The sequence below is a fragment of the Sphingopyxis sp. GW821-FHT12C06 genome (genome assembly GCF_058807415.1).
Window position 1 is genome coordinate 692,478 of the sequence record NZ_JBXAQR010000002.1, and the last position, 23,986, is coordinate 716,463.

A 23,986-nucleotide genomic window follows, 5' to 3' on the forward strand; every position below is an offset into this window, starting at 1 on the left:
TTTCCTGTTTAGAGTGCGCGGAGGCGCGGCAGCACCTCATCGAGCGATTTGCGGATGATGGCAACCATATCGTCAATCTGTTCGGTCGAAATCACCAGCGGCGGGCACATCACCAGACTGTCGCGGATACCGCGGACCATCAGGCCATTCGCGATGCAGGCATCGCGCGCCATCGGCCCCGCGGTCCCTTCGGCCCCGCCGAAACGGGCGCGCGTTTCCTTGTCGGCGACGATCTCGACCGCACCGAGCAGGCCGATCGAGCGCGCTTCGCCAACGAGCGGATGGTCGTTCAGCGTCGCAAGCGCCTTCGCGAGATGCGGCCCGGTGACGCTGCCGGTGCGCTCGACCAGCCCCTCGCGTTCGATGATCTCGATATTCCTGAGTGCGACCGCCGCACAAACCGGATGGCCCGAATAGGTAAAGCCGTGGACGAAATCGCCGCCGGTCTTGAGCACCTCGACGACATGCGCCGCGACCGCGGTCGCCGAAATCGGCAAATAACCCGACGACAGCCCCTTCGCCATCGGCATCAGGTCGGGGGTGAAGCCCATCGCCTCATGTCCCCACATTTTGCCGGTGCGCCCGAAACCGCAGATGACCTCGTCAGCGACGAGCAACAGGCCATATTTGCGCACCACCGCCTCGACCTTCGGCCAATAGCCCTTGGGCGGGATGATCACCCCGCCCGCGCCCTGTACGGGTTCGCCGATGAAGGCAGCGCAATTTTCCGGCCCGACCTCGAGAATCTTGTCCTCGATCGCCTGAACGCAGGCGTCACAAAACTCCTCCTCGGTCATCCCTTGCCCTTCGCCATAGGCATAGGGCTGGCGGACATGTTCGACACCGGCGATCGGCAGGTCGCCCTGCGCATGCATCGCCTTCATCCCGCCGAGCGAGACCCCGGCGACGGTCGAACCATGATAGGCGTTCCAGCGGCTGATGAAGACGGTGCGGTTGGGCTCGCCCTTCAGCTTCCAGTAATGGCGCACCATGCGGAAGACCGTGTCGTTCGCCTCGCTGCCCGAGGCGTTGAAGAAGATGTGCGGCAGACGGTTGCCGGTGAGGCTCGCGATTTTCGCCGCGAGGGTCACCGTCGGCGGCGTCGCGGTCTTGAAGAAGGTGTTGTAGAAGGGCAGCTCGCGCATCTGCGCCGCCGCCGCCTCGACGAGCTCCTCGCGGCCATAGCCGACATTGACGCACCACAGGCCCGCCATCCCGTCGAGGATGCGGTGGCCGTCGCCGTCGTGGATATAGCAACCCTCGGCATGGGTGATAATGCGGCTGCCACCCATCTGTTCGATCTCTGCCCAGTCGGCTTGGGCAGGCAGATGGTGAGCGACGTCGAGGCGGCGCAGTTCGGCAATGTCATGATTGCGGGGCATGGAAAACTCCTGAATTTTAAAGACCGTTCGTATCGAGCGAAGAAACGAGTTTTGTCTTCAATCAGGGCGAAAAACCGAGCCGCGCGAGATAGCGGTTATAGCGGGTGATGCGCCGGTTCATAACGCGCCCCGCAAAGCCTGGCCGAGCAGGCGGAAATAGGCCTGGCTCTGTTCATTGACGTCGGTCGCCCATTCGGGATGCCATTGCACCGCGAGCAGCGGCGCGCCGTTGGGACGGGCGCTATAAGCTTCGACAAGACCGTCGGGCGCCTGCGCTTCGACGGTCAGACCGTCGGCGAGTTTTCCGACCCCTTGGTAATGGACCGAATTCACCTCGATCGACGGCGCATCATAGGCCGTAGCGAGAATCCCGCCCTCGACCAGTTCGACTTTGTGCCGATGGTCGAACATCGCGTCGAAATCGACGCCGTCGGGTGCGTGATGATGGAGCAGTTCGTCGCTCGCCGACGTGTCGCGGCGCAAGGTACCGCCAAGCGCGACGTTGATTTCCTGAAACCCGCGGCAAATGCCGAACAGCGGCCGCTGCGCCGCGATCACCGCTTCCACCAGCTCAATCATCATCCGGTCGCGGTCGGGATCGAACGGCCCCTCCCCTGCGGTCGTATCGCCATAGCGCGCGGGTTCGACGTTAGACGGCGTTCCCGTCAGCAGCACGCCGTCGAGACGCCCGACGACTTCGCGCGCGTGCATCAGGTCGGGCAGCGACGGGATGATCAGCGCCGCGCAATCGGCATGGCGCATCGCCGCGGTCGCATAGCGATTGACCACCGCCTGCGCGACCTCGGTCCCCACCATGCGGTTACAGGCAATGATACCAAGGACGGGGCGCTCTGACATACCGCCAAGCTGCCGCTTTTAACGCAGCAGCGCCAGCAGAATCTTAAGCATATTGGCGCGCGAACGCCGCCGCCGCGCCGAACAGGCCCGGCTGCGGATGGGTGATCAGCTTGACCGGAAGCGCCGCCATGAACCCCTCGAACCGCCCTTTTTCGATGAAGCGTTCGGGGAAACCCGACACGACCAGACTGTCGCGGATGCGCAGCCCCAGCCCGCCGGCGATCACCACCCCGCTCGCGCCCTGCGCCAGCGCAAGATCGCCCGCGACGCTGCCCAGCGACAGGCAGAAGCGGTCGACCGCCGCCGCGGCAAGGCTGTCCTCGCCGCCAAGCGCATTGGTCCAGATCGCCTTGTCGTCGAGCGGGGTCACCGCACGCCCTTCGAGCCCGGCCAGCGTCTCGTAAATATCGACGATGCCCGGCCCCGACACGACACGCTCGATCGAAACGCGGCGGTGCCGCTTGCGAAGCCGTGCGAGGATCGCATCCTCGATGGTGTCGAGCGGCGCAAAGTCGATATGCCCCCCCTCGGTCGCCTGAACGCGATAATCGGCACCATCGCGCCAGATATGCGCGACGCCAAGGCCCGTCCCCGGACCGATGATCGTGATCGTGCCCGTGGCGGGAAGCGGTTCGTCGGGGCCGGTCAGCCGCTGAAAATAGCTTTCGTCGGCCTGCGCAACGGCATGGCCGACCGCCTCAAAATCATTGACCAGCACATGGCGATCGACGTTCAGCTTCTCGCCGACCAGCGCCGGGCGGATAATCCACGGATTGTTGGTGAAGCGAATAATCTCGCCGCGCGTCGGCCCGGCGATGGCGATCGCGACGGCGCGCGGCAATGTTCCGCCTTGCTGGCGTCCGAAATCCTGCCACGCCCGCTGAAAGCTGGCATGATCCCTGGTGTGCAGTGTCGTTGCCTCACCGAGCGAGATCACACGGCCTCCCGCGACCTCGGCAATTGCAAATCGCGCATGGGTGCCGCCGATATCGACCGTGACGATGGCTTCGCTCATAATTCTCCCTAGCCGATCCACGGCGTCCCTTTGCCCGAGGGATGTCGCATGGCCTCGCCCGATGCAAGACGCTATAGCTATGCACCGCCTTGTTCTTTGAGCGAATAAAGCATAATTGCGAATCATTCGCATCAACAAGGAAGCCGCGTCATGACAATCGCCCAAAAAACGCCAACCCACGACTGGGACGGAAACAGCGGCGACAATTGGGTCACACACCAGTTGCGGCTCGACCTGATGCTCGAGGCGTTTGGCGACGCGGCGATGGACGCCGCAGCCGCAAAGCCCGGCGAGCATATTCTCGACATCGGCTGCGGCGCCGGCGTGACCAGCTTTGCCCTGGCAGAGCGCGTCGGCCCCGGCGGTCATGTCCTTGGCGCCGACATATCGCCGCAACTGATCGCGCGCGCCCGCGCAGATTCCTCCGGGCAAGCACCGGTCGACTTCCAGCTTGCCGACGCCGCGGCCGCGCCCTTCCCGCAGGGCGCCTTCGACCTGCTCTTTTCGCGGTTCGGCGTGATGTTCTTCGACGATCCCGTCGCCGCCTTTGCCCATATGCGGCGCGGCCTGAAGACCGGCGGACGGCTGGCCTTCGTCTGCTGGCGCAGCGCCCAGGAAAATGACTGGGTCCGCCTGCCGATGGCGGCGATCCGCGACATCGTGCCGCCCGTTCCCGCCGATCCGATGGCGCCGGGCCCCTTTGCCTTCGCCGATCCGGCGCGCATTTCAGGCATATTGGCCGACGCCGGCTTTGACGAGATCGCAATCGCTCCGTTCGACGCCACCATCCCCTATGGCCATGGCGCGACACGGGACGAAGCGATCGACGATGCTCTGGAGCTGGCCTTCGCCGTCGGCCCGCTGTCACGCGCGCTCGCGGGTCAGCCCGACGATGTGCGGGCGCGGGCCGCCGCAGCCGTCCGGACGGCCTTTGCCGCACGGCCCGGCGAGACATCGGTGCTGATCGATGGTGCGGCGTGGATCGTCACAGCGCGCAATCCCGGCGCATAACACGGCGGCGGCGTTGCGCAGCGGGCTCGCGCATTCTATCCGCCAGCCATGCCGATCGAGATCAAATCGCTTCTGTCGATAACCGAAGAGGAAGGCGCGGCGCTCGCCGCTCCGCTGCTGGCGTATAACCGGGCGGCCTTCCCCGACATGGACGCACAAGCCGTCTCGCTGATCCTGGAATCGGATGGCGCTCGAATCGAAGGCGGGTTGTGGGGTGAAATTCTCTATGACTGGCTGCGCATCGACATCGTCGCGGTGCCCGAAGAATTGCGCGGCACAGGCATCGGAACCCGACTGATCGCCGAAGCGGAAGCGGCGGCGATGAAAGCGGGATGCGAGGGGATGTGGCTCGACACATTCTCGTTTCAGGCGCGCGCCTTTTACGAGAAACTGGGCTTCGAAATCGCGGGAGAAATTCCGAACCATCCCCGGGGAGAAAGCCGGTACTTCATGCGGAAGCAATTGCTCCGCTGAGGGCTTTTCCATCGTCAGACGACAGCTTGGCGCAGGCTGTAAAGCCTGCCTTTCGGCCATTTTTCATACTATGAAGGAAAATGGTGCACCCGGAGCGATTCGAACGCCCGACCCTCAGATTCGTAGTCTGATGCTCTATCCAGCTGAGCTACGGGTGCGTGGTGAGGGGCCTTTACGGGGTGAGTTGCAGGGGCGCAACCCCCTATTTCAGCTTTGTGACCGTCGCGCAGAAAGATTGTCGCCGCGCCGCGTCGAGCTGACCGATTTCCGACGGATTTTTCAGCAAAAGACGGATGAGCGCGATACCGCGATCATGGTTCGTACGAACGACTTCGGACCCCGCGGGAACCGTCTGCCCGTCACGCGCGACGATGATTCGATAGGGCTTGCCCCCTGCCTCGACATCGTTGCGGACAAAGATGACGTCGGTTGCGGCGTCGAAGATGCTGAGCGAGCTGTAGCGGCCCGGCACCGGGGTCACATCGATCGCCAGCGGCCCCGCCGACAGATCGTAGGGGCAGCTCGAATAAGCGAGGTCAGGACTGGGCCGCACCACCGGCTGACGGTCGGGGGTCGCAAGATTGCCATAGGCCATGCGGTTCGTGCCACCCTGCCCCAGACGGTCAATCGCGACGTTCATCAAGCCATAGGGAATGGCGGCAATCGCGGCACAAGCCGTGGCGACCGCAACGATCAGGCCAAACAGGAGGGGGCCAAGCCAGCTACGCATCTCAGCAGCCCTCCTTCACGATTTTGGGCAACGCCGCCTTGGCGGGATCGGCACGAAAGCCGTCGCCCGGATTATACATGCGCAAGGTCAGGTGAAAGGGCTGCCCCTTGGTGCCGGGGAGCCAGGCCCCGGCTGCAGGCTTGTCGGGCGATATCGTGACCCGCCACCCACCCTTTTCATCCAGCGAGACATTGGCGCCGTTGACCGACCAGATTTTGGCGTCGTTGGCGACCAGATAGCCCGCCGCATCATAGAGGGTAACGCTCCACCAGCGCGCATCGAGCGGCTTGCCCGACAGGCTGTAGCGGCAATTGCCGTCGAGCGGCGCGCCCGCGGCGTCATTCTTCGCCGACCAATAGACGGTTTCTTTTGCCGGCAATGCGAGCAGCCCTGCCCGCGCCACGGCGGCGCGGGTGACGGGATCGGTCGCCTTCGTGCCGTAGCCGAGTGAGGTAGTCCAAGGACCGTTGGCGATCTGACCGTCCGAAAGTCCGCGGCCGGTGATCGCCCAAGCGGCGCCGAGCCCCACCGCCAAGCCGCCCACCAGAGTGATCGCATAGCGGTGCCAGCTCTTCATGCGCCCCATCCCCTCTTTCGCGAGGTGAGCGGGCTATTCCCGTCATCCCGGCTTTACCGGGATGACGGGAATAGAAAACTACCTCGTCTTCAGTGCCGCCTGTGCTGCTGCCAGACGTGCGATGGGCACACGGTAAGGCGAGGCACTGACATAGTCGAGACCCGTTTTTTCGCAGAAATGGATGCTCGGCGCGTCGCCGCCATGCTCGCCGCAAATGCCAAGCTTGACGTCCGGGCGCGTCTTGCGGCCGCGATCGGCGGCAATCTCGATGAGCTGGCCGACCCCCTCGACATCGAGGCTGACGAACGGGTCGGTCAGGAAAATGCCCTTGTCGACATATTGCGTCAGGAAGCGGCCCGCGTCGTCGCGGCTGATGCCAATCGTCGTCTGCGTCAGATCGTTGGTGCCGAAGCTGAAGAATTCAGCGGTTTCAGCGATTTCGCCCGCCATCAGCGCGGCGCGCGGCAGTTCGATCATCGTGCCGACGAGATAAGCGATCTCGCGCCCCTTTTCGGCGAACACGGCCTTGGCCTGTGCGTCGACGACCGCCTTCATCAGATCGAACTCGCGGCGCGTCGCGACGAGCGGTATCATCACCTCGGGGATCGGCGCGGCGCCGGTTTCAGCGGCAACGTCGCACGCCGCCTCGAAAATCGCGCGCGCCTGCATCTCATAGATTTCGGGATAGGTGACACCGAGACGGCAGCCGCGATGGCCGAGCATCGGGTTGAATTCGTGAAGCTCGTTCGCGCGTGCCTTGAGCGCCTCGATCCCGACCCCTGCGGCGGCGGCGACATCGGCGAAATCTTCCTCACGCGTCGGCAGGAATTCGTGGAGCGGCGGGTCGAGCAGGCGGATGGTTACGGGAAGCCCCGCCATCACCTGAAAAATCCCGGCGAAGTCGCCGCGCTGCTCGGGGAGCAGTTTGGCGAGCGCTACGCGGCGGCCGTCCTCATTTTCGGCAAGGATCATCTCGCGCACCGCAGTGATCCGCGCGGCGTCGAAGAACATATGTTCGGTGCGGCAAAGTCCGATACCCTCGGCGCCGAAGTCGCGCGCGACCTGTGCATCCTGCGGGGTTTCGGCGTTGGCGCGCACCTTCATGCGGCGGACCTTGTCGGCCCACACCATCAGCGTGCCGAAATCGCCGACGAGTTCGGGGAGCAGGGTCGGAACCTCGCCCGCCATCACTTCACCGGTCGAACCGTCGAGGGTGAGGATGTCGCCCTCGCGAAGCTCACGCCCCGCGACGCGCAGCACGCGCGCATTGCCGTCGATCGACAGCCCGCCGGCGCCCGAGACGCAGGGACGCCCCATGCCGCGGGCGACGACCGCCGCGTGGCTGGTCATGCCGCCGCGCGCGGTGAGGATGCCCTTGGCCGCGTGCATGCCGTGAATGTCTTCGGGCGACGTTTCGACACGGACGAGGATCACCGCCTCGCCCATCGCCGCGGCCTTTTCGGCGCTGTCAGCGTCGAACATGATCTTGCCCGATGCGGCGCCGGGGCTGGCGGGCAGCCCCTTGGTCAGCACATCGCGCGGCGCCTTCGGATCGAGCGTCGGGTGGAGCAGCTGGTCGAGTGCGCCGGGATCGACACGGCCGACGGCTTCCTCTTCGGTGATCAGCCCTTCGGCCGCCATATCGACCGCGATCTTCAGCGCCGCCTTGGCGGTGCGCTTGCCCGAGCGGGTCTGCAGCATCCACAATTTGCCGCGCTCGACGGTGAACTCAATGTCCTGCATGTCGCGATAATGGCCCTCGAGCCGGTCGAAGACCTGACCGAGTTCGACGAAGGTGTCGGGCATCGCCTCTTCCATCGACAGCGGCTTGGCGCCCGCCTTTTCACGCGCGGCTTTGGTCAGATACTGCGGGGTGCGGATGCCGGCGACGACGTCCTCGCCCTGCGCATTGATCAGCCATTCGCCGTACCAGGCGCGCTCGCCGGTCGCGGGATCGCGCGTGAAGGCGACGCCGGTGGCCGACGTGTCGCCCATATTGCCGAACACCATCGCCTGCACATTGACCGCGGTGCCCCATTCGGCGGGGATCGAGTTCAGGCGACGATAGACTTTCGCGCGGTCGCTTTCCCAGCTGGCGAAAACGGCGCCGACGGCGCCCCACAGCTGGTCCTTCGGCTCCTGCGGGAACGGCGCGCCGGTTTCGCGTTCGACGATCGCCTGATATTCGGCGACCAGCGCCTGCCAATCCTCGGCCGACATGTCGGTGTCGAGGTAGAAGCCGCGGTCTTCCTTGGCGATTTCCAGCGCTTCTTCAAACTCGGCATGGTCGAGGCCCATGACGACGTCGGCGTACATCTGAACGAAGCGGCGATAGCTGTCCCACGCAAAGCGGGCGTCGCCCGATGCTTCGGCAAGGCCGACGACGGTGCGGTCGTTGAGCCCGAGGTTGAGGACGGTGTCCATCATCCCCGGCATCGACACGCGCGCGCCCGAACGGACCGAAACGAGCAGCGGATCGGCGGCGTCGCCGAAAATCTTGCCGGTGATGCCCTCGATATGCGCGATGCCCGCGGTGACGTCTTCGACCAGGCCCGCCGGGAACTGCTCGCCATTGACATAATAAGCGGTGCAGACGTCGGTGGTGATCGTAAAGCCCGGGGGCACCGGCAGGCCGATCGAGGCCATTTCGGCGAGGTTAGACCCCTTGCCGCCCAGCAATTCCTTCGAGCGTTCGGCGGTCGTCGCGTCGCCGCCGAACAAATGCACCATCTTGGAAACGTCAGGCGTCGTCATTTCATGCTCCTGTTGCCCCGGGGAGGAGGTTGCGCGGGGAATAGGGTGGAGAAGGCTTATCGTCGATTCAGTTTTACTTCGTGCGGTATAAAGAGAGGCAGATAGCCGTAGCGTCAGCCCTCGATCTTCGAGAAATCGGCAACGCCGTGCACCGCGCCGGTAAATCGGGCGAGCAGGCCGAGGCGCCAGGCGCGGACCGCTTCGTCGGGGTCGTTGACCATCACGCCTTCGAAGAAAGCGTCGATCGGGGCGCGGAGCGATGCGAGCGCCGCCATGGCGTCGGTGAAGCGTTCTTCGGCGACGGCGGCCGAGGCGGCGGGTTCGGCGGTGTCGAGAGCCTTGAGCAAGGTCGCGTCGGCATCGGTCGGCGGGGTTGCGGCAGCGGTGCCGCTGACCTCTCCCGCCTGCTTCAGGATGTTCGCGGCGCGCTTGTAGCCTGCGAGCAGGTTGGCCCCGTCGTCAGTCGCCATGAAGGCTTGGAGTGCTTTCACCCGGGCGAGCAGGCGGACGAGATCATCCTCGCCGCCGAGCGCGAACACCGCGTCGATCAGGTCGTGGCGGACGCCGGCTTCGCGTTGCTGGACCTTGAGGCGGTCGGCGAAGAAGTCGAGCAGATCATACGCGAAGGTTGAATGCGATTCATTCAGCGGCGCGAGTTGATTGCCCCTTGGCAGAGTGCTGTCGTAATCGCTGACGCCATCCAGCCAAAGTTTGCGGTAGAAATTGCCGCAAATCTCGTTTGCTTTGTCTGCCACAGCCAGCAAGCGCAATCGCAGACCGCCTGAAAGGATCAGCGAGACGTTTGCCAAAGTGGCCCGACGAAGCGCGAAGGGATCCTTTGACCCCGTAGGCCGCTCTCTTGCGGCGAAAAAGGCGAACAAAATATCCAGCTTGTCCGCCAGCGCTACAGCCACCGTCACCGGGGCGGTCGGGACATCATCACCCTGCCCGACCGGCTTGTAATGATCGCGGATTGCGTCGGCGACGGCATCGGGCAGACTTTCGGCGCGGGCGTAGTAGCCGCCCATCAGGCCTTGCAGTTCAGGGAATTCGCCGACCATTTCGGTGACGAGATCGGCCTTGCACAGTTCGGCTGCCTGCCGCGCCAGCTTCGGGTCGCAGTTCGGGACGATGCCTTCGCTCGCCAGCCATTCGGCCAGCTTTGCGACGCGCTCGACCTTGTCGGCGACGGTGCCCAGCTTTTCGTGGAAAGTGATGTTCGCGAGCTTTTCGGCGTGCTGCGCGAGCGGCTTTTTCTGGTCCTGTTCCCAGAAGAAGCGTGCATCGGACAGACGCGCCGCCAGCACCTTCTGGTTGCCCGCGACGATTTCCGCGCCACCGTCGATCGCGGCGATATTCGCGGTGCAGACGAAGCCGTTGGCGAGCTTGCCTTCGGCGTCGCTCACGACAAAATATTTCTGGTTCACGCGCGCGGTGAGCTGGATGACCTCGGGCGGCACTTCGAGGAACGCTTCGTCGAAGCGGCCGAGCAGCGGCACTGGCCATTCGGTAAGGCCCGCATTCTCGATCACCAGACCTTCGTCGGCGACGAGCGCCAGCCCGGCGTCGGCGGCGGCCTTGGCGGCGCCGTCGCGGATGATCGACTGGCGTTCCTCATGGTCGACGATGACGTGGCAGGCGCGCAGCTTTTCGGCATAGTCGGAAGCCGATCCGATCGTGATCTCGCCCGGGCAGTGGAAACGATGGCCGCGCGTCGCGAAACCGGCCGAAATCCCGCCAACTTCACACGCGATCAGCTCTTCGCCGAAGATCGCGACGATGCCCGATAGAGGGCGGACCCAGCGCTGGCTTTCGCTGCTCGCGCTGTCCTTGCCCCAGCGCATCGACTTGGACCACGAAAAGCCACGGGCGATTGCGGGGATCGCTTCGGCCAGAACCTCGGCAGTCGCGCGACCGGGCTTGTCGATGACGGCGAACCATGTGCCGTCGCGGTCCTGAAGCTGATCCTGCGTCAACCCGGTCTTGCGGAGAAAACCCTCGAGCGCCTGCGGCGGCGCGCTGCTGCGCGGGCCTTTGAGTTCTTCGCTGACGGCGGCGGTGCCTTCGGGAAGCCCCTTGGCGATCAGCGCGAGGCGGCGCGGGGTCGACCAGATGGTGAGGTCCCCGGTCTCGATGCCCGCGGCGGCCATTTGGGCGCGGAACAGCTTTTCGAGTTCGGCGCGCGCGCCGGCCTGCATACGGGCGGGGATTTCTTCCGAGCGCAGTTCGAGCAGAAAATTAGTCACAGCGTCCACCCCGGATATTTTGCGGTCCAGCTTTCGGACTGGCTGTCGATCCACGCTTTGCAGCTGCCCTTCGCAAGGTCGCGGACGCGCGCCATGTAGTTGGCGCGTTCCTGAACGCTGATCACGCCGCGCGCCTGAAGCAGGTTGAAGAGGTGGCTCGCCTCGATCGCCTGATCATAGGCGGCGAGCGGGACGTTCGCGGCGATCGCGCGCTGGCATTCGGCCTCGGCGGCCTTGAAGCCCGCGAACAAGGTGTCGGTGTCGGCGACCTCGAAATTCCATTTCGAGAATTGCTTTTCATTCTCGTGGAAGACGTCGCCATAGCTGAGCCCCGGCACGTCGCCGACCGCGTCGGAAAAGCGCAGGTCGTAGATGCTGTCGACATTCTGGATATACATGGCGAGGCGTTCGAGCCCGTAGGTGAGTTCGCCCGCGACGGGCTTGCAGTCGAAGCCACCCATCTGCTGGAAGTAAGTGAACTGGGTGACTTCCATCCCGTCGCACCAGACTTCCCAGCCCAGCCCCCATGCGCCGAGCGTCGGCGATTCCCAGTCATCCTCGACGAAGCGGATGTCGTGAAGTAGCGGATCGATGCCGATCGCGGCGAGCGAGCCCAGATATTGTTCCTGGAGGTCGGCGGGCGACGGCTTCAGGATGACCTGATATTGGTAATAATGCTGGAGCCGGTTCGGGTTCTCGCCATAGCGGCCGTCGGTGGGCCGACGGCACGGCTGGACATAGGCAACATTCCACGGTTCGGGACCAAGGCTGCGCAGCGTCGTAGCGGGGTGGAAGGTCCCTGCCCCGACGCGCATGTCATAAGGCTGGAGAATCGCGCAACCGCGCGCAGCCCAATAGGCGTGGAGCGTCAGGATCATATCCTGAAAGCTGAGGCTTTTCTTCGCTTCGGCGTCGGCCACGGCCGCAATTCCTTCGCAGGTGCAACAATCGCCGCCGCCTTGGCGCAGCGGGGCCACAGGGTCAAGAGGACAGCGGATTTCGATGCAGACCCATGTCATGGTCACAGAACATTTTGTCAGCTGTTGTTGACATGGTCAGCGACTCATGTCATTTAGTCAATAACACCTGACATAGTGTCAGGGTCGAGTGACCAAGGCTCATGGGATGAACAACCAGCTGAAAGTCCTGCGTGCGATGCGGAACTGGAGTCAGGCCGAGCTGGCCGACCGGCTCGACGTGTCGCGGCAGGCGGTGAATGCGATCGAGACGGGGAAATACGACCCGTCCCTACCCCTCGCCTTCAAACTTGCGCGGCTGTTCGACATGCCGATCGAGGAGATTTTCGACGATGGCTTTGAAGGATCAAACCATGACTGACGCCGGCAAAGCCGCAAAACGCCCGATGTCGCCACGCCGCAAACGCTATCTGATCGCCATTGGCTTTTCCGTGGCGATCGGCGGGATCATCGGCATATGGAGCCGTACCGTCGGTCCCGGCGGCCCCGACACGACACTTCTCTTTCTGGGCAATCCCGCCCTGACCGCCAGCTTTGCTGTCGGCGCATCCCTTCTGTGGGCGATCGGCATGGCGATCGGCATCCCCCTCTTCCACCGCGCGGTCGACGATCATGAGGAACGTGCGCTGCTCTGGTCCGGCCTCGCCGCATGGTATGCCTTTGCCTTCGCAGCGCCCGTCTGGTGGCTTCTTCACCGCGCCAATCTGGTCCCGCCGGTCGATGCGATGCTGCTGTTTGCCGGGTCGACGATCGTCAACGCCATCGTCTGGCTGTGGTTCAAATTTCGCTGACCGGGCGCCTTCGCCCTTCCCTCTTTGCAATCCCGGGCTACATTCCGGAAAAAGAAAGACATCTCCCATGAACAGGTTTTTCCGAACCCTTGCCGCCAGCTGCGCAGTCATTTCCTTTGCCGGCTTCGCTGCGAGCCCGGCCCACGCCGCGCCCACCGCGGCCGCAACGACGACAGACGCCGACCCCGCGCTGTGGGTGATGAAGGACGACGACACGACCATCTATTTGTTCGGTACCGTCCATGTGCTGAAGCCCGGCCTCAGCTGGTTCGACGAAGCGGTCAAGGATGCCTTCGACAAATCCGATCAACTGATGCTCGAAATGGTGATGCCCGAGGATCAGGCCGTGATGGCGAACACCACCATGGCGCTCGCGGTCGACCAGAGCGGCAAGACGCTGTCGTCGCGGCTCGATGCCGATCAGCTCAAAGCCTATCAGGCGGCGCTCGTGGGCCTTGGCCTGAAGCCGACGCAGCTCGACATGTTCGAACCCTGGTTCGCGGCGGCCACGCTGTCGATGCTGCCGCTGGGCAAACTCGGCTATGACCCCGAACAGGGCGCCGAAAAGCTGCTGACCCGTTTCGCCAAGGAAAGCGGCAAGCCCATTGCGGGCTTTGAAACCCTGGCCGAACAGCTGGGCTTTCTCGATACGTTGCCCGAAACGGTGCAGGTCGGCTATCTGAACAGCGTGGTCAAGGACATCGACAAGGCGGGGCCGATGCTCGACACGCTGGTCATGCAATGGAGCAAAGGCGAGCCCGAGGCGCTGGCGGCAACGTTGAACGAGAGCATCGCCGACACGCCGGAAATCGCAAAAGTGCTCCTTTGGGATCGCAACCGGCGCTGGGCCGACACGCTAAAGGCGCGGATGGACCAGCCGGGTACGGTCTTCGTCGCGGTCGGTGCAGGCCACCTGGCGGGGGAGAAGAGCGTGCAGGATTATCTGAAAGAACGCGGCCTGACCGTGACGCGGGTCGCATATTGACGAACAGGACATTCCTTTCCGGGCATCGGGGTCGCCGCATTGCGGCGGCCCTTTTGCCGTTGCTGCTGGCCGCGTGCAGCGCGGCCGAACCCGGCCCGCCCGCCCGCCCCGCGATGTGGCTGGTCGAGGATGACGACACGCGGATCTATATGCTCGGCACGATGCACGCGCTGCCGCGCGGCACCGACTGGGACGACGGCAAGGTTGCGGGCGCAATTGCGGCGGCCGACGAGCTGGTGCTGGAACTGCCGCCCGAAGAGCTCGCTGCGGCAGGCGCGACATTTCAGGCGCTCGCGCCGCGCAGCGCGCCGCTGGCGATGGAAAAGCGGCTGCCGGCAGCCGCACTGGCACGCTATCGCGCGCTGGAGGCGAGCGGGCGCTATTTTGGCGGCGATCAGCTCGACGATTGGGCAGTGGTCGTCCTGATGGGGCAGCGGGTCACACAAAATGCCGCGCTAATGCCGTCGCTGGGCGTCGAATCCGGCCTCACCGCGACGTTCGAGGCAGCGGGCAAACCGGTCGGCGGGCTCGAAACCGCAAAGGAGCAGCTGATGCTGTTCGAAACGCTCGACCCGCAGACGCAGCGCCTCCTGCTGACGCGCTCGGCAGCGAAGGCTGGCACCGCGGTGCAGGACGTCAAAGCCCTCACCGCGGCATGGGCGCGCGGCGATATCGTCGCGCTGGAGAAAGTGATCAACGAGGATGTCGATGTGGTGCCGGCGGCGCGCAAGGCAATCATCACCGACCGCAACCGGCGCTGGACCGCATGGGTGGCGGAGCGGATGGAGAGGCCGGGCACGGTCCTGATGGCGGTCGGCGCGGGACATCTGGTTGGAAGCGACGGCGTGCCGGCAATGCTGCAAGCCGAAGGAATGAAGGTGACGCGGGTGCAGTGACGGGGCGATTGCGATCCGGTTTGCGGAGCCTGCCCAGGGCTGGTTAGCGGACAGGCAGCTTCGGCAATGCGGCCGTCGAAAGAAGATGACGCTCGGCAATTTTGAAATTAGAGTATTCGCAAGGGGCAACTCATGACGTTTACCGCACCTCAGCGAACATTGATTGCCGCAGGCGCGATCCTGTTCCTGCTTGGATTGCTCCAAGGGGCAGCCATTCAGAGCTTTATAAATCCACGAATGGCGCTCTCGGCTCACCTTACCGCCGTTCAAAGTGGCATGGCCCTGATGATCGCGGGGATTGCATGGCCGGCAACCAGCCTTGCCCAAGCTGTTGCAAGTGTAGCCAAATGGGCGGTTATCGCCGGAATGTTCGGACTATGGATCGGCTTGACGATGTCGGCGGCTACAGGGGCAAGCAACGATCTCCCGATCGCCGGCGCGGGTCACGGCGCCAGCCTTGCTACTGAAACTTTAGTTTCAATCGCTGTGTTTGGGAGCAGTATTGTCATGACGGTCGGGTGGTCGCTTTTTGTCATAGGGCTCATTCGGGCAAAGCGCTGAGTTCTGTCCGCTTTCGAGCTGCTCTTCAGATTGCAGCGAACGGCTGAAAATGGTCGCTTCCAGCCGAGGAATGACAAGGCATCTTTTGGCCGTCGGCCGCTATACAGAAGCCCAACATCGCACCGGCGCTTGCATTTTCGCCGCTTCCTCGCTAAGCGCCGCGGCTTCCGTCCATGGTCATCCCTGGAGGCGTGGCGGACTGTGTAATCTATACTCGGAGAAAAATGATGAGCGACCAGCTGGTGCTGTCGGCCGAGACGCGTGATCGGGGAGGCAAGGGAGCCTCGCGTGAACTGCGTCGTAGTGGCCGCGTCCCCGCCGTTGTCTATGGCGGCAAAGAAGAACCCCTGATGATCCACGTCGAAGAAAAGCTGCTGATGAAGCAGCTGATGACGGGTCACTTCATGAACTCGGTCGTCATGATCGAAGTTGGCGGCAAGCAGGTTCGCACGCTGCCCAAGGACGTCGCTTTCCATCCGGTCAAGGATCGTCCGATCCACGTCGACTTCCTGCGCATCTCGAAGGATGCCAAGGTCCATGTGTCGGTGCCGGTCGTGTTCGAAAACGAAGAAGCCTCGCCGGGCCTGAAGCGCGGCGGCGTGCTGAACATCGTTCGTCACGAACTGGAACTGGTGTGCGACGCGGCCAACATCCCCGACGACATCGCGATCGACGTCACCGGCTTTGAAGTCGGCGATTCGATCCACATCAGCAACGTCAAGCTGCCCAAGGGCAGCGAAAGCGCGATCACCGATCGCGACTTCACCATCGCAACGATCGTTGCCCCGTCGGCGCTCAAGTCGACCGCTGGCGACACGACCGTCGATGAAGGCGAAGCCGCCGCAGGCGACGCCTAAACGAAACCGGACCCGCCCCTCCCCCTTTGTGCGGGGAGGGGCGATCCGTTTGCGGCCCCGCGAAAGGCGACGCCATGCAACTATGGGTCGGCCTCGGCAATCCCGGGCCCCAATATGCGATGCACCGTCACAATGTCGGCTTCATGGCCGCGGACGTCATCGCCGATGTTTACGGCTTTCCCGCGCCCGCGAAGAAATTTCAGGGCTGGATTCAGGACGGCCGCATCGGAAACCAGCGCATCCTGCTGCTGAAACCCGGAACCTTCATGAACGAAAGCGGCCGCAGCGTGCGCGCCGCGATGGATTTCTACAAGCTGACATCGCAGGACGTCACCGCATTCTATGACGAGCTCGACCTCGTGCCGATGAAGGTGAAGGTCAAGCAGGGCGGCGGCGCGGCGGGCCACAATGGCATCCGCAGCATGATCCAGCATATCGGCGAGGATTTCCGCCGGGTTCGCATCGGCATCGGGCATCCGGGACACAAGGACCGCGTGACCGGCCATGTACTGGGCAATTATCACAAGAGCGAAATGGAGCCACTGATCGACCTGCTCGGTGCGATCGCAGCCGAAGCGAAGTGGCTTGCCGAGGGTGACGAGGTGCGGTTTCAGAGCGATCTCGCGCTGCGGTTGCAGGGATGACCGGCTTGCGGGCGGCGACGGAAAGCGACGCCGACGCGGTGATCGCAATCTGGCGGGCCTGCGATCTGACACGCCCGTGGAACGATCCTCGCGCCGATTTTTTGCGCGCACTCGGTCATTCGGCGTCAACCGTCGTCGTTGCCGAACGGGGCGGCGACATTGTCGGCACCGCCATGACCGGATTCGATGGTCACCGCGGGTGGATATATTATCTGGGGGTCACCCCCGGCCATCGCGGCCAGGGCATAGCGCGGCAATTGCTCGACAGCGCCTGCGACTGGCTGAAGCTTCGCGGTTGTCCGAAGGTCGAACTGATGCTGCGCGAAGGAAACCCCGCAGCCGCGCTGTATGAGCATCTCGATTGGGAGTTTCAGCCGGTGCGCGTCTTCGCCCGGTGGCTGGCCTGATATTGGCCGTCTCGACCGCCGCGGTCACAAGCCCGTCATAAAAATCCATTCTTCCCGACATGTTCAAGCAATCACGCTGACATCTCTCTCTGCAATCGGGGGCCACCTGATCGGGACATCGAGTCCCGGGGCCAACCGATAACAGGGGTACTGCATGTCACATCTTACCGACGAAGCGCGCGCACCATTTCGCCGCGACACCGACGACCTTGGCGGCGCGGATAGTCTGGAGGCGATCGTCGCCCAAAATCCGACGCGCCGCACGCTGCTCCGCAATGGCCTGTTCGGACTGTCGGTAATCCCCGTCGCCGCGCTCGCCGCCTGCGGTGACGAAGGCGGCACGCCCCCGGTGACCGTCACGCCGACGCCCACCCCGACGCCCACCCCGACCCCCACTCCCACCCCCAGCTATGCGATCAGCTTTACCGCGGTCGCCGCGAACCAGAATGACACTGTCACCGTGCCCGCAGGTTACAGTGTCGATGTGCTGCTCAAGGCAGGCGATTCGGTTGAGTCCGGCACGCCTTACTCGGGCAGTTTCCCGGCCAGTCCCGCGGTCGCCGAGAAATGGGCCGGCGGCAATCATGACGGGATGGAATATTTCGCCCTGCCCGGCGTCGATGCCAATGTCAGCGGGCTGCTCGCGATGAATTATGAATATCCCGATTTCAATATCCTGATGGCGGGCAGTTATAACGCCGCCACCGCGACGGCGGACCAGAAGGCGATCGCATTGTCGGCGGTCGGGATCGGCGTCGTCGAGATTGCCAAAGGCAGCGACGGCAAATGGGCGGTCAAGGCCGGGTCGACCTACAACCGGCGCTACACCGGCAACAGCAGCTATCGCGCCGGGGGCCCCGCCGCGGGCCTGCTGTCGGGATCGATCAAGGGCATGCTGAACAATTGTTCGAGCGGGCGCACCCCATGGGACACCTATCTGACCTGCGAGGAAACCACCGACAATTATCTCGATCCGACGCAACCCGCGCGCGATTACGGGTGGGTGGTCGAAATCGACCCGCTGCGCGAATTGGCGGCACCGACCAAGCGCACCGCGATGGGCCGCTTCAGCCACGAGAATGTCGCTTTCATGACGAACAGCGATCGCCGCGTCGCTTTCTATATGGGCGACGATTCGACCCCGGGCTGCATCTACAAATTCATCCCCGACCGCGCGTTTAGCGCCACCAACCGCGCCGCGAACACCGATCTTCTCGACTATGGTACGCTCTATGTCGCGCGCTTCAACGGCGACGGAACCGGCGAATGGCGCGCGCTGGTTGTGGGACAAAACGGCCTGACTGCCGGTGCTTCCGATCCCGGCAATATCAGTCAGAGCGTGACTCCGCCCGCGCCCACCATCGTCAATTTCAACAATCAGGCCGATGTGCTCATCAACTGCGCCTCGGCGGCACGCGTCGCCGGCGGCACCGTGATGGACCGTCCCGAATGGCTGACCGTTGCGCCCGACAACAAGGCGGTGTTCGTAACACTGACCAACAACAGCGGTCGCAAGGTCACCGATCCGATGAACCCGCGCGTCACCAACCTCCACGGACATATCATCAAGTTCCGCGAGGAAGGCGATTCGCCGCTGGCGACCAAATTCAGCTGGGAAGTCTTCCTGCTGGCAGGCAGCCCGACGCTTGCGGCGGGCGGCAGCAATTTGACCGGCAATATCAACGGCGACACTTTCTCCAGCCCCGACGGGCTGCGCATCGATCCGAAGGGGCGCCTGTGGGTGCAGACCGATCACAGCGTTCCGGGCAATTCGGGCGTTGCGGGAACCACGATCGACGGCGCGTTCGGACATAATGCGATGTTCTATGTCGATCAGGTGAGCAAGCTGTCGAAACGCTTCCTCGTCGGGCCGGTGGGCTGCGAGATCACGGGGCTGGCCTATACGCCCGACCTCAAGACCTTCTTCGTCAACATCCAGCATCCGACAGGCAATTGGCCGGTCGCGGGCCAACAGCCGCGCTCGTCTACCGTCGTCGTGCGCCGGACGGACAGCCAGCCGGTCGGCAACTGATTGTGGTGTCGGACACGTCCGGCGCCACACGAAGCGGCCAGCCTCCGTCCCCCGGGGCTGGCCGTTTCCAAATCGGGATTTAATTCGGCCTGGCGCCGGGGCGCGTCGGCGGTGGCGGGGGCGATCCGCCGGCGGTTTCGGAGAGCATGATCACGCACATGGTACGGTGAACCGGATGTCGGCCACACGCGGCACCGGCATAGCGATAGCGCGCCTCGAGCACCGCAAAACGATGACCGCGCCCCGGAACCCCATCGTCGATCAACAGTTGGTCGATCACCGATGTGGGGTCGCTATGGCCATAGGTGATCACTTCGCCGACATAGCGGCCCCCGCCGCGGGCGACCGCGCGTTCGCCCGGCCCGCGACCGCGCGAACGGTGTCCGACCTCGCCCGAGCGCGATTGCGCCGCGACATGATCGGCCGCCGCCCGCGCCAGCACGTCGCTATACTCCAGCGTCGCGACCGGGCGCGCGGCGCGCAGCGCGGTCACAGCCTCATCGAGTGCGCCGACGCCCTCGTGCGTTTGAATATCCATCTCGTCCTCATATCGTCCGAGCAGGAGATTGCCGTCATAGCGATCGCGCGTTTCGGCCAGTTCGCGTCCATAGGCGCGCGGATCGGCGCGCAGCGCATTGAGTTCGCCCAGCACACCGGCCTCAAAATCGCCCGGCGCCGCAGTTACGGCGACGGCGGCGGCCGCGGCGACCACCGAGCCGGCCAAGGCAACAGATTTCCATCGCATATTATCGCGCCCTTTTTGCCCCCCGGCGTCGGGCGATAGCCTGCCCTTTCTGAACGATCGGCAACGAAGCCGCGCGGTCTGGGCTGGCAAAAAGCGCGCGAACCGGCTAGCGGGCCTGCAAATATCGCGTCCGTGCGGCGCCAGCACAATCGAAAGACCAAAACCATGGGTTTCAAATGCGGGATCGTCGGCCTTCCCAACGTCGGAAAGTCCACCCTGTTCAACGCGCTGACCGAAACGGCGGCGGCGCAGGCGGCGAATTATCCTTTCTGCACGATCGAGCCCAATATCGGCAATGTCGCAGTCCCCGACGCGCGGCTGGAAAAGCTGGCGGCGATTGCGGGCAGCAAAAAAATCATCGCGACCCAACTCGCCTTCGTCGACATCGCTGGCCTCGTGCGCGGTGCGTCGAAGGGCGAAGGTCTGGGCAACCAGTTCCTCGGCAACATTCGCGAGGTTGATGCGATCGTCCATGTGCTACGCTGCTTCGAGGATGACGACATTCAGCATGTCGAGAATCGCGTCGATCCTGTCGCCGATGCCGAGACGGTCGAAACCGAATTGCTGCTCTCCGACCTCGAAAGCCTCGAAAAGCGCGTTCCCGCCTTCGTGAAAAAGGCGGCACAGGGCGACAAGGAATCGAAAATCGCCGCATCGGTGCTCGGCCAGGCGCTCGAACTGCTGCGCGAAGGCAAGCCTGCACGACTGACCCAGCCGCGCGACGAAGAGGAAGAGCGCGTCCTGCGCACTGCACAACTTCTGACGTCGAAGCCCGTCCTCTATGTCTGCAACGTCGACGAGGGCAGCGCCGCCAACGGCAACGCCTTCTCCGAAAAGGTTTTCGCCAAGGCCGCCTCCGAAGGCGCGCAGGCCGTGGTCGTGTCAGCGGCGATCGAGAGCGAACTGGTGACGATGGACATGGCCGACCGGATGGAATTCCTGTCCGAAATGGGTCTCACCGAAACCGGCCTGGCGCGCGTCATCCGCGCCGGTTACGAACTGCTCCACCTGATCACCTTCTTCACCGTCGGCCCGCAGGAAGCGCGCGCGTGGACAGTCCACACCGGTGCGACCGCTCCCGAAGCCGCAGGCGAGATCCACAGCGATTTCCAGAAGGGCTTCATCCGCGCCGAAACCATCGCCTATGACGATTATGTCGCGCTGGGCGGCGAAGCGCGGGCGCGCGAAGCGGGCAAGCTGCGCGCCGAAGGCAAGGCCTATGTCGTGCACGACGGCGACGTCATGCACTTCCTGCACAGCTAATCCCTACGCCCCTCCCGCTTGCGGGAGGGGGCTTGGCGATCAATGCACGTGGACGCGATCGCGTCCGCCGCGCTTGGCTTCGTACAGCGCGCTGTCGGCATTGTTGATCAGATATTCATAGTCCGGATGGCCTTCAAAGGCCGCAACCCCGATCGAAACGGTCAGGTTCAGCGCATCATGATCGCGGACCGGCAGCGGCTGCTGCGCCAATGTCGCGCGCAGGCGTTCGGCCATGCCCGCCGCGGTTTTGCGATCCGTTTCGGTAAAGACCAGCAGGAATTCCTCCCCGCCATAGCGGAACACGAAATCGCTCGCCCGGACCGCACCCATCAGCAGGTCGGCGACATGCCCCAGCGCCACGTCGCCGGTCGCGTGCCCGAAATCATCGTTGATCCGCTTGAAATGATCGACGTCGACCAGCGCCACCGAAAGCGGGGTGCCGTGCAACTTGGCCAGCGCGATCTCGCGCCCCAGCACCGAAGGCAGAAAGCGCCGGTTGAGCGCGCGGGTCAGCGGGTCGCGGCCATGTTCGAGAGCCGCCGCCGCCTGAAACATGTCGTTGAGCAGATAGTCGATCTCGTCGATCCGCTCCTTCAGCCGGGCGAGCGCCTCTGTGCCGCCGCGATTGTCGGCGACTGCAGGCAGGCACTCGTCGTCGACCACCGCCATGACCCGCTCGATCCCGCCAAGCGATGGCGAATCCTGAAACAGGACGCCCGCACGGTGGCGCATCCACAGGCCGAAAGACGATGCCCCCAGCTTCTTCGGCTCCTCGCCCTCGCCGGCACCGAAAAGATTGAACAGCGCCTCCTGGCTCCATCCCATCAGAGCCGCACGCTGCGTCTCGCGCTCCAGATTAATGTCCTGCCCCAGCGCGAAATGGCGAAAGGCCTCGTCGACCTGCGCGCGCTCGCGCGCATCGGACAAATAGGCCTTGCTCATCGCACAGATAGCAAAATCGACCAGTTCGTCGATCATCACCAAGGTCGGGGCCATATCCGCCTCGTCGTTCCGATCGGCGAGCAGATGCGACGCCATCCGGCTCTTGAGCAGGCTCGCCCCCTGATGGACGAGATGATCGGGCACTTTCATGCGGGCGTGGATCGCACCGATCTGCATCTGCACCGCGACAAATTCAACCAGATCGCCCAACGGATCGGTCGCGGCCAGGCGACGAAGCCAGCCCGCCATCGAATGGCTCAACCGTTGCTGAACGACGGAATTCTTCAGGAAAACGCGCCCTTCCTCCTGCGTCAGAAAGGCATCGTAAAAGGTCGTGACCAGATCTTCCGAATGCACCCCGACAACATGCGCAAGACGCTCGCGGGCCATGGCCCGCATCTCGTCACTGGCCGATTTCCAGAACCCCAACCCCGCATAATCATCGATATTCAAACAAAATCTCCGTGCGGAACCGACCGCGTGGCGGCGCCCATAGGCGACCGTCGCGGGGCCGTCGAGGTCACGACCCGCCTATCCCCATGAAATCGAATGCGTTAATTGGTGATCCCTGTCCCTGATCCGGCGCAAAGACGGCTACCGCGCGCGGTGCGTCCAATGAGCGCCTAGCGCGGTGCAGGCGCAGTCGTTTCGAACGCCTGCAAGATCGGACACGGCCCCTTCTCGCTCGCCGCACATTGCGTGGCGAGACGCGCCAGCGCGGCGCGGGCTTCGGTCATTTGTCCGATTTTCGCATCGAGCACCTCGATGCGCTGGCGGGCAAGATCGCGCACGCGCGCGCGGTCGTCGCTCGCTTCCAGCGCCAGCAATTCGCCGATTTCCTCCAGCGTGAACCCCGCCGCCTGCGCCGAGCGGATGAACTTCAGCCGCCGCACATCATCCTCGTCATAGCGCCGGATGCCCCCACCCCAGCCGTCACCCCCGCTGCGCGCAGGGGTGCCGATTAGCCCGCGACGCTGATAATAGCGGATGGTTTCGACTCCGACGTCACCCGCCGCCGCCAATTTTCCGATGGTGAGTTGCATCGCTTGACTCCGTACTATGGTACAGAGGTTATATGGGGTGCATGACAAAGCAAGCAACACTCCATCGCATGGTCATGCCGGGGCACACCTGCCCCTATGGCCTCAAGGCAAAATATCTTCTCGAAAGAAAGGGCTATACCGTTGACGACCGGTGGCTGACGACGCGCGAGGAAACCGACGCGTTCAAGGCCGAGCATGACGTAAAAACGACGCCGCAGACCTTCATCGATGGCGTCCGGATCGGCGGTTATGACGATCTGCGCCGCCATTTCGGGCTGAAGGTCGCCGATCCCGAGGCGACCAGTTACCGGCCGGTGATCGCCTTGTTCGTCATGACCGCGCTGATGGCGGCCGCAACCTCTTACTCTGTCTATGGCGACGCCTTCACCCTGCGCGCCGCCGAATGGTTCATCTCGTTCAGCATGATCGTCCTCGCGCTGCTCAAGCTGCAGGACATCGACAAATTCGCGACGATGTTTCTCAATTATGACCTGCTCGCCAAGCGCTGGGTTCCCTATGGCCTGATCTATCCTTTTGCCGAGGGGCTCGCGGGTGTGTTGATGACCGCCCATGCGCTGCCATGGCTGTCGATCCCGGTCGCGCTGTTCATCGGCGGCATCGGCGCGGCTTCGGTGTTCAAGGCGGTCTATATCGACAAGCGTGAACTCAAATGCGCGTGCGTCGGCGGCAGCAGCAAGGTGCCGCTCGGATTCATCTCGCTAACCGAAAATCTGGCGATGATCGGTATGGCGATCTGGATGATCTGGATGCTGGTGTGAAGCCCGCGACCGTCAGT

At 63.8% G+C, this 23,986-nt stretch carries 24 protein-coding genes and 1 tRNA gene; 13 read left to right on the forward strand and 12 right to left on the reverse strand.

Annotation, left to right across the window (positions count from 1 at the left end; translation table 11 throughout):
• Window positions 1-8: 8 nt before the first annotated feature.
• The 3 genes from AC1RRJ_RS08715 to AC1RRJ_RS08725 form a co-directional block, all read right to left on the reverse strand.
• A complete protein-coding gene (locus AC1RRJ_RS08715; RefSeq protein WP_493121520.1) occupies window positions 9-1,382 on the reverse strand; it encodes an aspartate aminotransferase family protein in 1,374 nt (457 codons plus the stop codon).
• Between the two features lie 117 nt (window positions 1,383-1,499).
• Complete coding sequence (locus tag AC1RRJ_RS08720) at window positions 1,500-2,240, reverse strand: gamma-glutamyl-gamma-aminobutyrate hydrolase family protein (protein WP_493121523.1); 741 nt, start codon at window positions 2,238-2,240, stop codon at window positions 1,500-1,502.
• A gap of 43 nt (window positions 2,241-2,283) precedes the next feature.
• Window positions 2,284-3,255: a glucokinase gene (locus tag AC1RRJ_RS08725; RefSeq protein ID WP_493121526.1), complete on the reverse strand. Its 972-nt coding sequence runs from the start codon at window positions 3,253-3,255 to the stop codon at window positions 2,284-2,286.
• A gap of 150 nt (window positions 3,256-3,405) precedes the next feature.
• Between AC1RRJ_RS08725 and AC1RRJ_RS08730 the strand changes: the two genes are divergently transcribed.
• Window positions 3,406-4,266 carry a class I SAM-dependent methyltransferase gene (locus AC1RRJ_RS08730; RefSeq protein ID WP_493121528.1) on the forward strand — a complete coding sequence of 287 codons (861 nt, stop codon included), beginning with the start codon at window positions 3,406-3,408 and terminating at the stop codon, window positions 4,264-4,266.
• A gap of 48 nt (window positions 4,267-4,314) precedes the next feature.
• On the forward strand, window positions 4,315-4,740 hold the full coding sequence (locus AC1RRJ_RS08735) for a GNAT family N-acetyltransferase (protein WP_493121531.1): 426 nt from the start codon (window positions 4,315-4,317) through the stop codon (window positions 4,738-4,740).
• An 81-nt stretch (window positions 4,741-4,821) separates the two neighbouring features.
• Here the strand turns inward: AC1RRJ_RS08735 and AC1RRJ_RS08740 are convergent.
• The 6 genes from AC1RRJ_RS08740 to AC1RRJ_RS08765 form a co-directional block, all read right to left on the reverse strand.
• A tRNA-Arg gene (locus AC1RRJ_RS08740) sits at window positions 4,822-4,898 on the reverse strand.
• A 44-nt stretch (window positions 4,899-4,942) separates the two neighbouring features.
• Window positions 4,943-5,470, reverse strand: a complete 528-nt coding sequence (locus tag AC1RRJ_RS08745; protein ID WP_493121534.1) for a DUF1254 domain-containing protein — start codon at window positions 5,468-5,470, stop codon at window positions 4,943-4,945.
• 1 nt (window position 5,471) lies between these two features.
• Window positions 5,472-6,047, reverse strand: coding sequence for a DUF1214 domain-containing protein (locus AC1RRJ_RS08750; RefSeq protein ID WP_493121536.1), 576 nt, complete (start codon window positions 6,045-6,047; stop codon window positions 5,472-5,474).
• A gap of 78 nt (window positions 6,048-6,125) precedes the next feature.
• The gene (ppdK, locus tag AC1RRJ_RS08755; protein ID WP_493121824.1) at window positions 6,126-8,777 is read right to left on the reverse strand and encodes a pyruvate, phosphate dikinase; all 2,652 of its coding nucleotides are present in this window, start codon (window positions 8,775-8,777) and stop codon (window positions 6,126-6,128) included.
• 137 nt (window positions 8,778-8,914) lie between these two features.
• Window positions 8,915-11,047 carry a glycine--tRNA ligase subunit beta gene (gene glyS / locus AC1RRJ_RS08760; RefSeq protein ID WP_493121539.1) on the reverse strand — a complete coding sequence of 711 codons (2,133 nt, stop codon included), beginning with the start codon at window positions 11,045-11,047 and terminating at the stop codon, window positions 8,915-8,917.
• The gene (locus AC1RRJ_RS08765) at window positions 11,044-11,925 is read right to left on the reverse strand and encodes a glycine--tRNA ligase subunit alpha (protein ID WP_493121826.1); all 882 of its coding nucleotides are present in this window, start codon (window positions 11,923-11,925) and stop codon (window positions 11,044-11,046) included. The genes glyS and AC1RRJ_RS08765 overlap by 4 nt, the downstream gene beginning before the upstream one ends.
• Before the next feature lie 247 nt (window positions 11,926-12,172).
• Here AC1RRJ_RS08765 and AC1RRJ_RS08770 point away from each other — a divergent pair, with 247 nt between their 5' ends.
• From AC1RRJ_RS08770 to AC1RRJ_RS08810, 9 genes are all read left to right on the forward strand, one after another.
• Window positions 12,173-12,385, forward strand: a complete 213-nt coding sequence (locus AC1RRJ_RS08770) for a helix-turn-helix transcriptional regulator (RefSeq protein ID WP_493121828.1) — start codon at window positions 12,173-12,175, stop codon at window positions 12,383-12,385.
• Window positions 12,378-12,815 (forward strand): hypothetical protein, encoded by a 438-nt coding sequence (locus AC1RRJ_RS08775; RefSeq protein WP_493121542.1) that lies wholly within the window; start codon window positions 12,378-12,380, stop codon window positions 12,813-12,815. The genes AC1RRJ_RS08770 and AC1RRJ_RS08775 overlap by 8 nt, the downstream gene beginning before the upstream one ends.
• A 67-nt stretch (window positions 12,816-12,882) precedes the next feature.
• Entirely contained in the window at window positions 12,883-13,800 is a 918-nt protein-coding gene (locus tag AC1RRJ_RS08780; RefSeq protein WP_493121545.1) for a TraB/GumN family protein, read from the forward strand.
• A 53-nt stretch (window positions 13,801-13,853) separates the two neighbouring features.
• Window positions 13,854-14,696: a TraB/GumN family protein gene (locus AC1RRJ_RS08785; RefSeq protein WP_493121547.1), complete on the forward strand. Its 843-nt coding sequence runs from the start codon at window positions 13,854-13,856 to the stop codon at window positions 14,694-14,696.
• A gap of 132 nt (window positions 14,697-14,828) precedes the next feature.
• Window positions 14,829-15,257 (forward strand): styrene oxide isomerase, encoded by a 429-nt coding sequence (locus tag AC1RRJ_RS08790; protein ID WP_493121550.1) that lies wholly within the window; start codon window positions 14,829-14,831, stop codon window positions 15,255-15,257.
• 227 nt (window positions 15,258-15,484) lie between these two features.
• Window positions 15,485-16,114 carry a 50S ribosomal protein L25/general stress protein Ctc gene (locus AC1RRJ_RS08795; RefSeq protein WP_493121830.1) on the forward strand — a complete coding sequence of 210 codons (630 nt, stop codon included), beginning with the start codon at window positions 15,485-15,487 and terminating at the stop codon, window positions 16,112-16,114.
• Between the two features lie 74 nt (window positions 16,115-16,188).
• Entirely contained in the window at window positions 16,189-16,758 is a 570-nt protein-coding gene (pth, locus tag AC1RRJ_RS08800) for an aminoacyl-tRNA hydrolase (protein ID WP_088471351.1), read from the forward strand.
• On the forward strand, window positions 16,755-17,165 hold the full coding sequence (locus AC1RRJ_RS08805) for a GNAT family acetyltransferase (protein WP_493121554.1): 411 nt from the start codon (window positions 16,755-16,757) through the stop codon (window positions 17,163-17,165). Before pth ends, AC1RRJ_RS08805 begins: the two co-directional genes overlap by 4 nt.
• A 154-nt stretch (window positions 17,166-17,319) precedes the next feature.
• Entirely contained in the window at window positions 17,320-19,197 is a 1,878-nt protein-coding gene (locus tag AC1RRJ_RS08810) for a PhoX family protein (RefSeq protein ID WP_493121557.1), read from the forward strand.
• Between the two features lie 79 nt (window positions 19,198-19,276).
• On the opposite strand, the gene AC1RRJ_RS08815 is transcribed toward AC1RRJ_RS08810, so the two are convergent.
• On the reverse strand, window positions 19,277-19,942 hold the full coding sequence (locus AC1RRJ_RS08815) for a CAP domain-containing protein (RefSeq protein ID WP_493121560.1): 666 nt from the start codon (window positions 19,940-19,942) through the stop codon (window positions 19,277-19,279).
• Window positions 19,943-20,107: 165 nt separating this feature from the next.
• On the opposite strand from AC1RRJ_RS08815, the gene ychF reads away from it, so the two are divergent.
• Window positions 20,108-21,205, forward strand: coding sequence for a redox-regulated ATPase YchF (ychF, locus tag AC1RRJ_RS08820; protein WP_493121563.1), 1,098 nt, complete (start codon window positions 20,108-20,110; stop codon window positions 21,203-21,205).
• Window positions 21,206-21,244: 39 nt separating this feature from the next.
• On the opposite strand, the gene AC1RRJ_RS08825 is transcribed toward ychF, so the two are convergent.
• The gene (locus AC1RRJ_RS08825; RefSeq protein WP_493121567.1) at window positions 21,245-22,600 is read right to left on the reverse strand and encodes a GGDEF domain-containing protein; all 1,356 of its coding nucleotides are present in this window, start codon (window positions 22,598-22,600) and stop codon (window positions 21,245-21,247) included.
• 170 nt (window positions 22,601-22,770) lie between these two features.
• The gene (locus AC1RRJ_RS08830) at window positions 22,771-23,190 is read right to left on the reverse strand and encodes a MerR family DNA-binding protein (RefSeq protein ID WP_493121570.1); all 420 of its coding nucleotides are present in this window, start codon (window positions 23,188-23,190) and stop codon (window positions 22,771-22,773) included.
• 32 nt (window positions 23,191-23,222) lie between these two features.
• Between AC1RRJ_RS08830 and AC1RRJ_RS08835 the strand changes: the two genes are divergently transcribed.
• Entirely contained in the window at window positions 23,223-23,969 is a 747-nt protein-coding gene (locus tag AC1RRJ_RS08835; RefSeq protein WP_493121572.1) for a MauE/DoxX family redox-associated membrane protein, read from the forward strand.
• The last annotated feature ends 17 nt before the right edge of the window (window positions 23,970-23,986 follow it).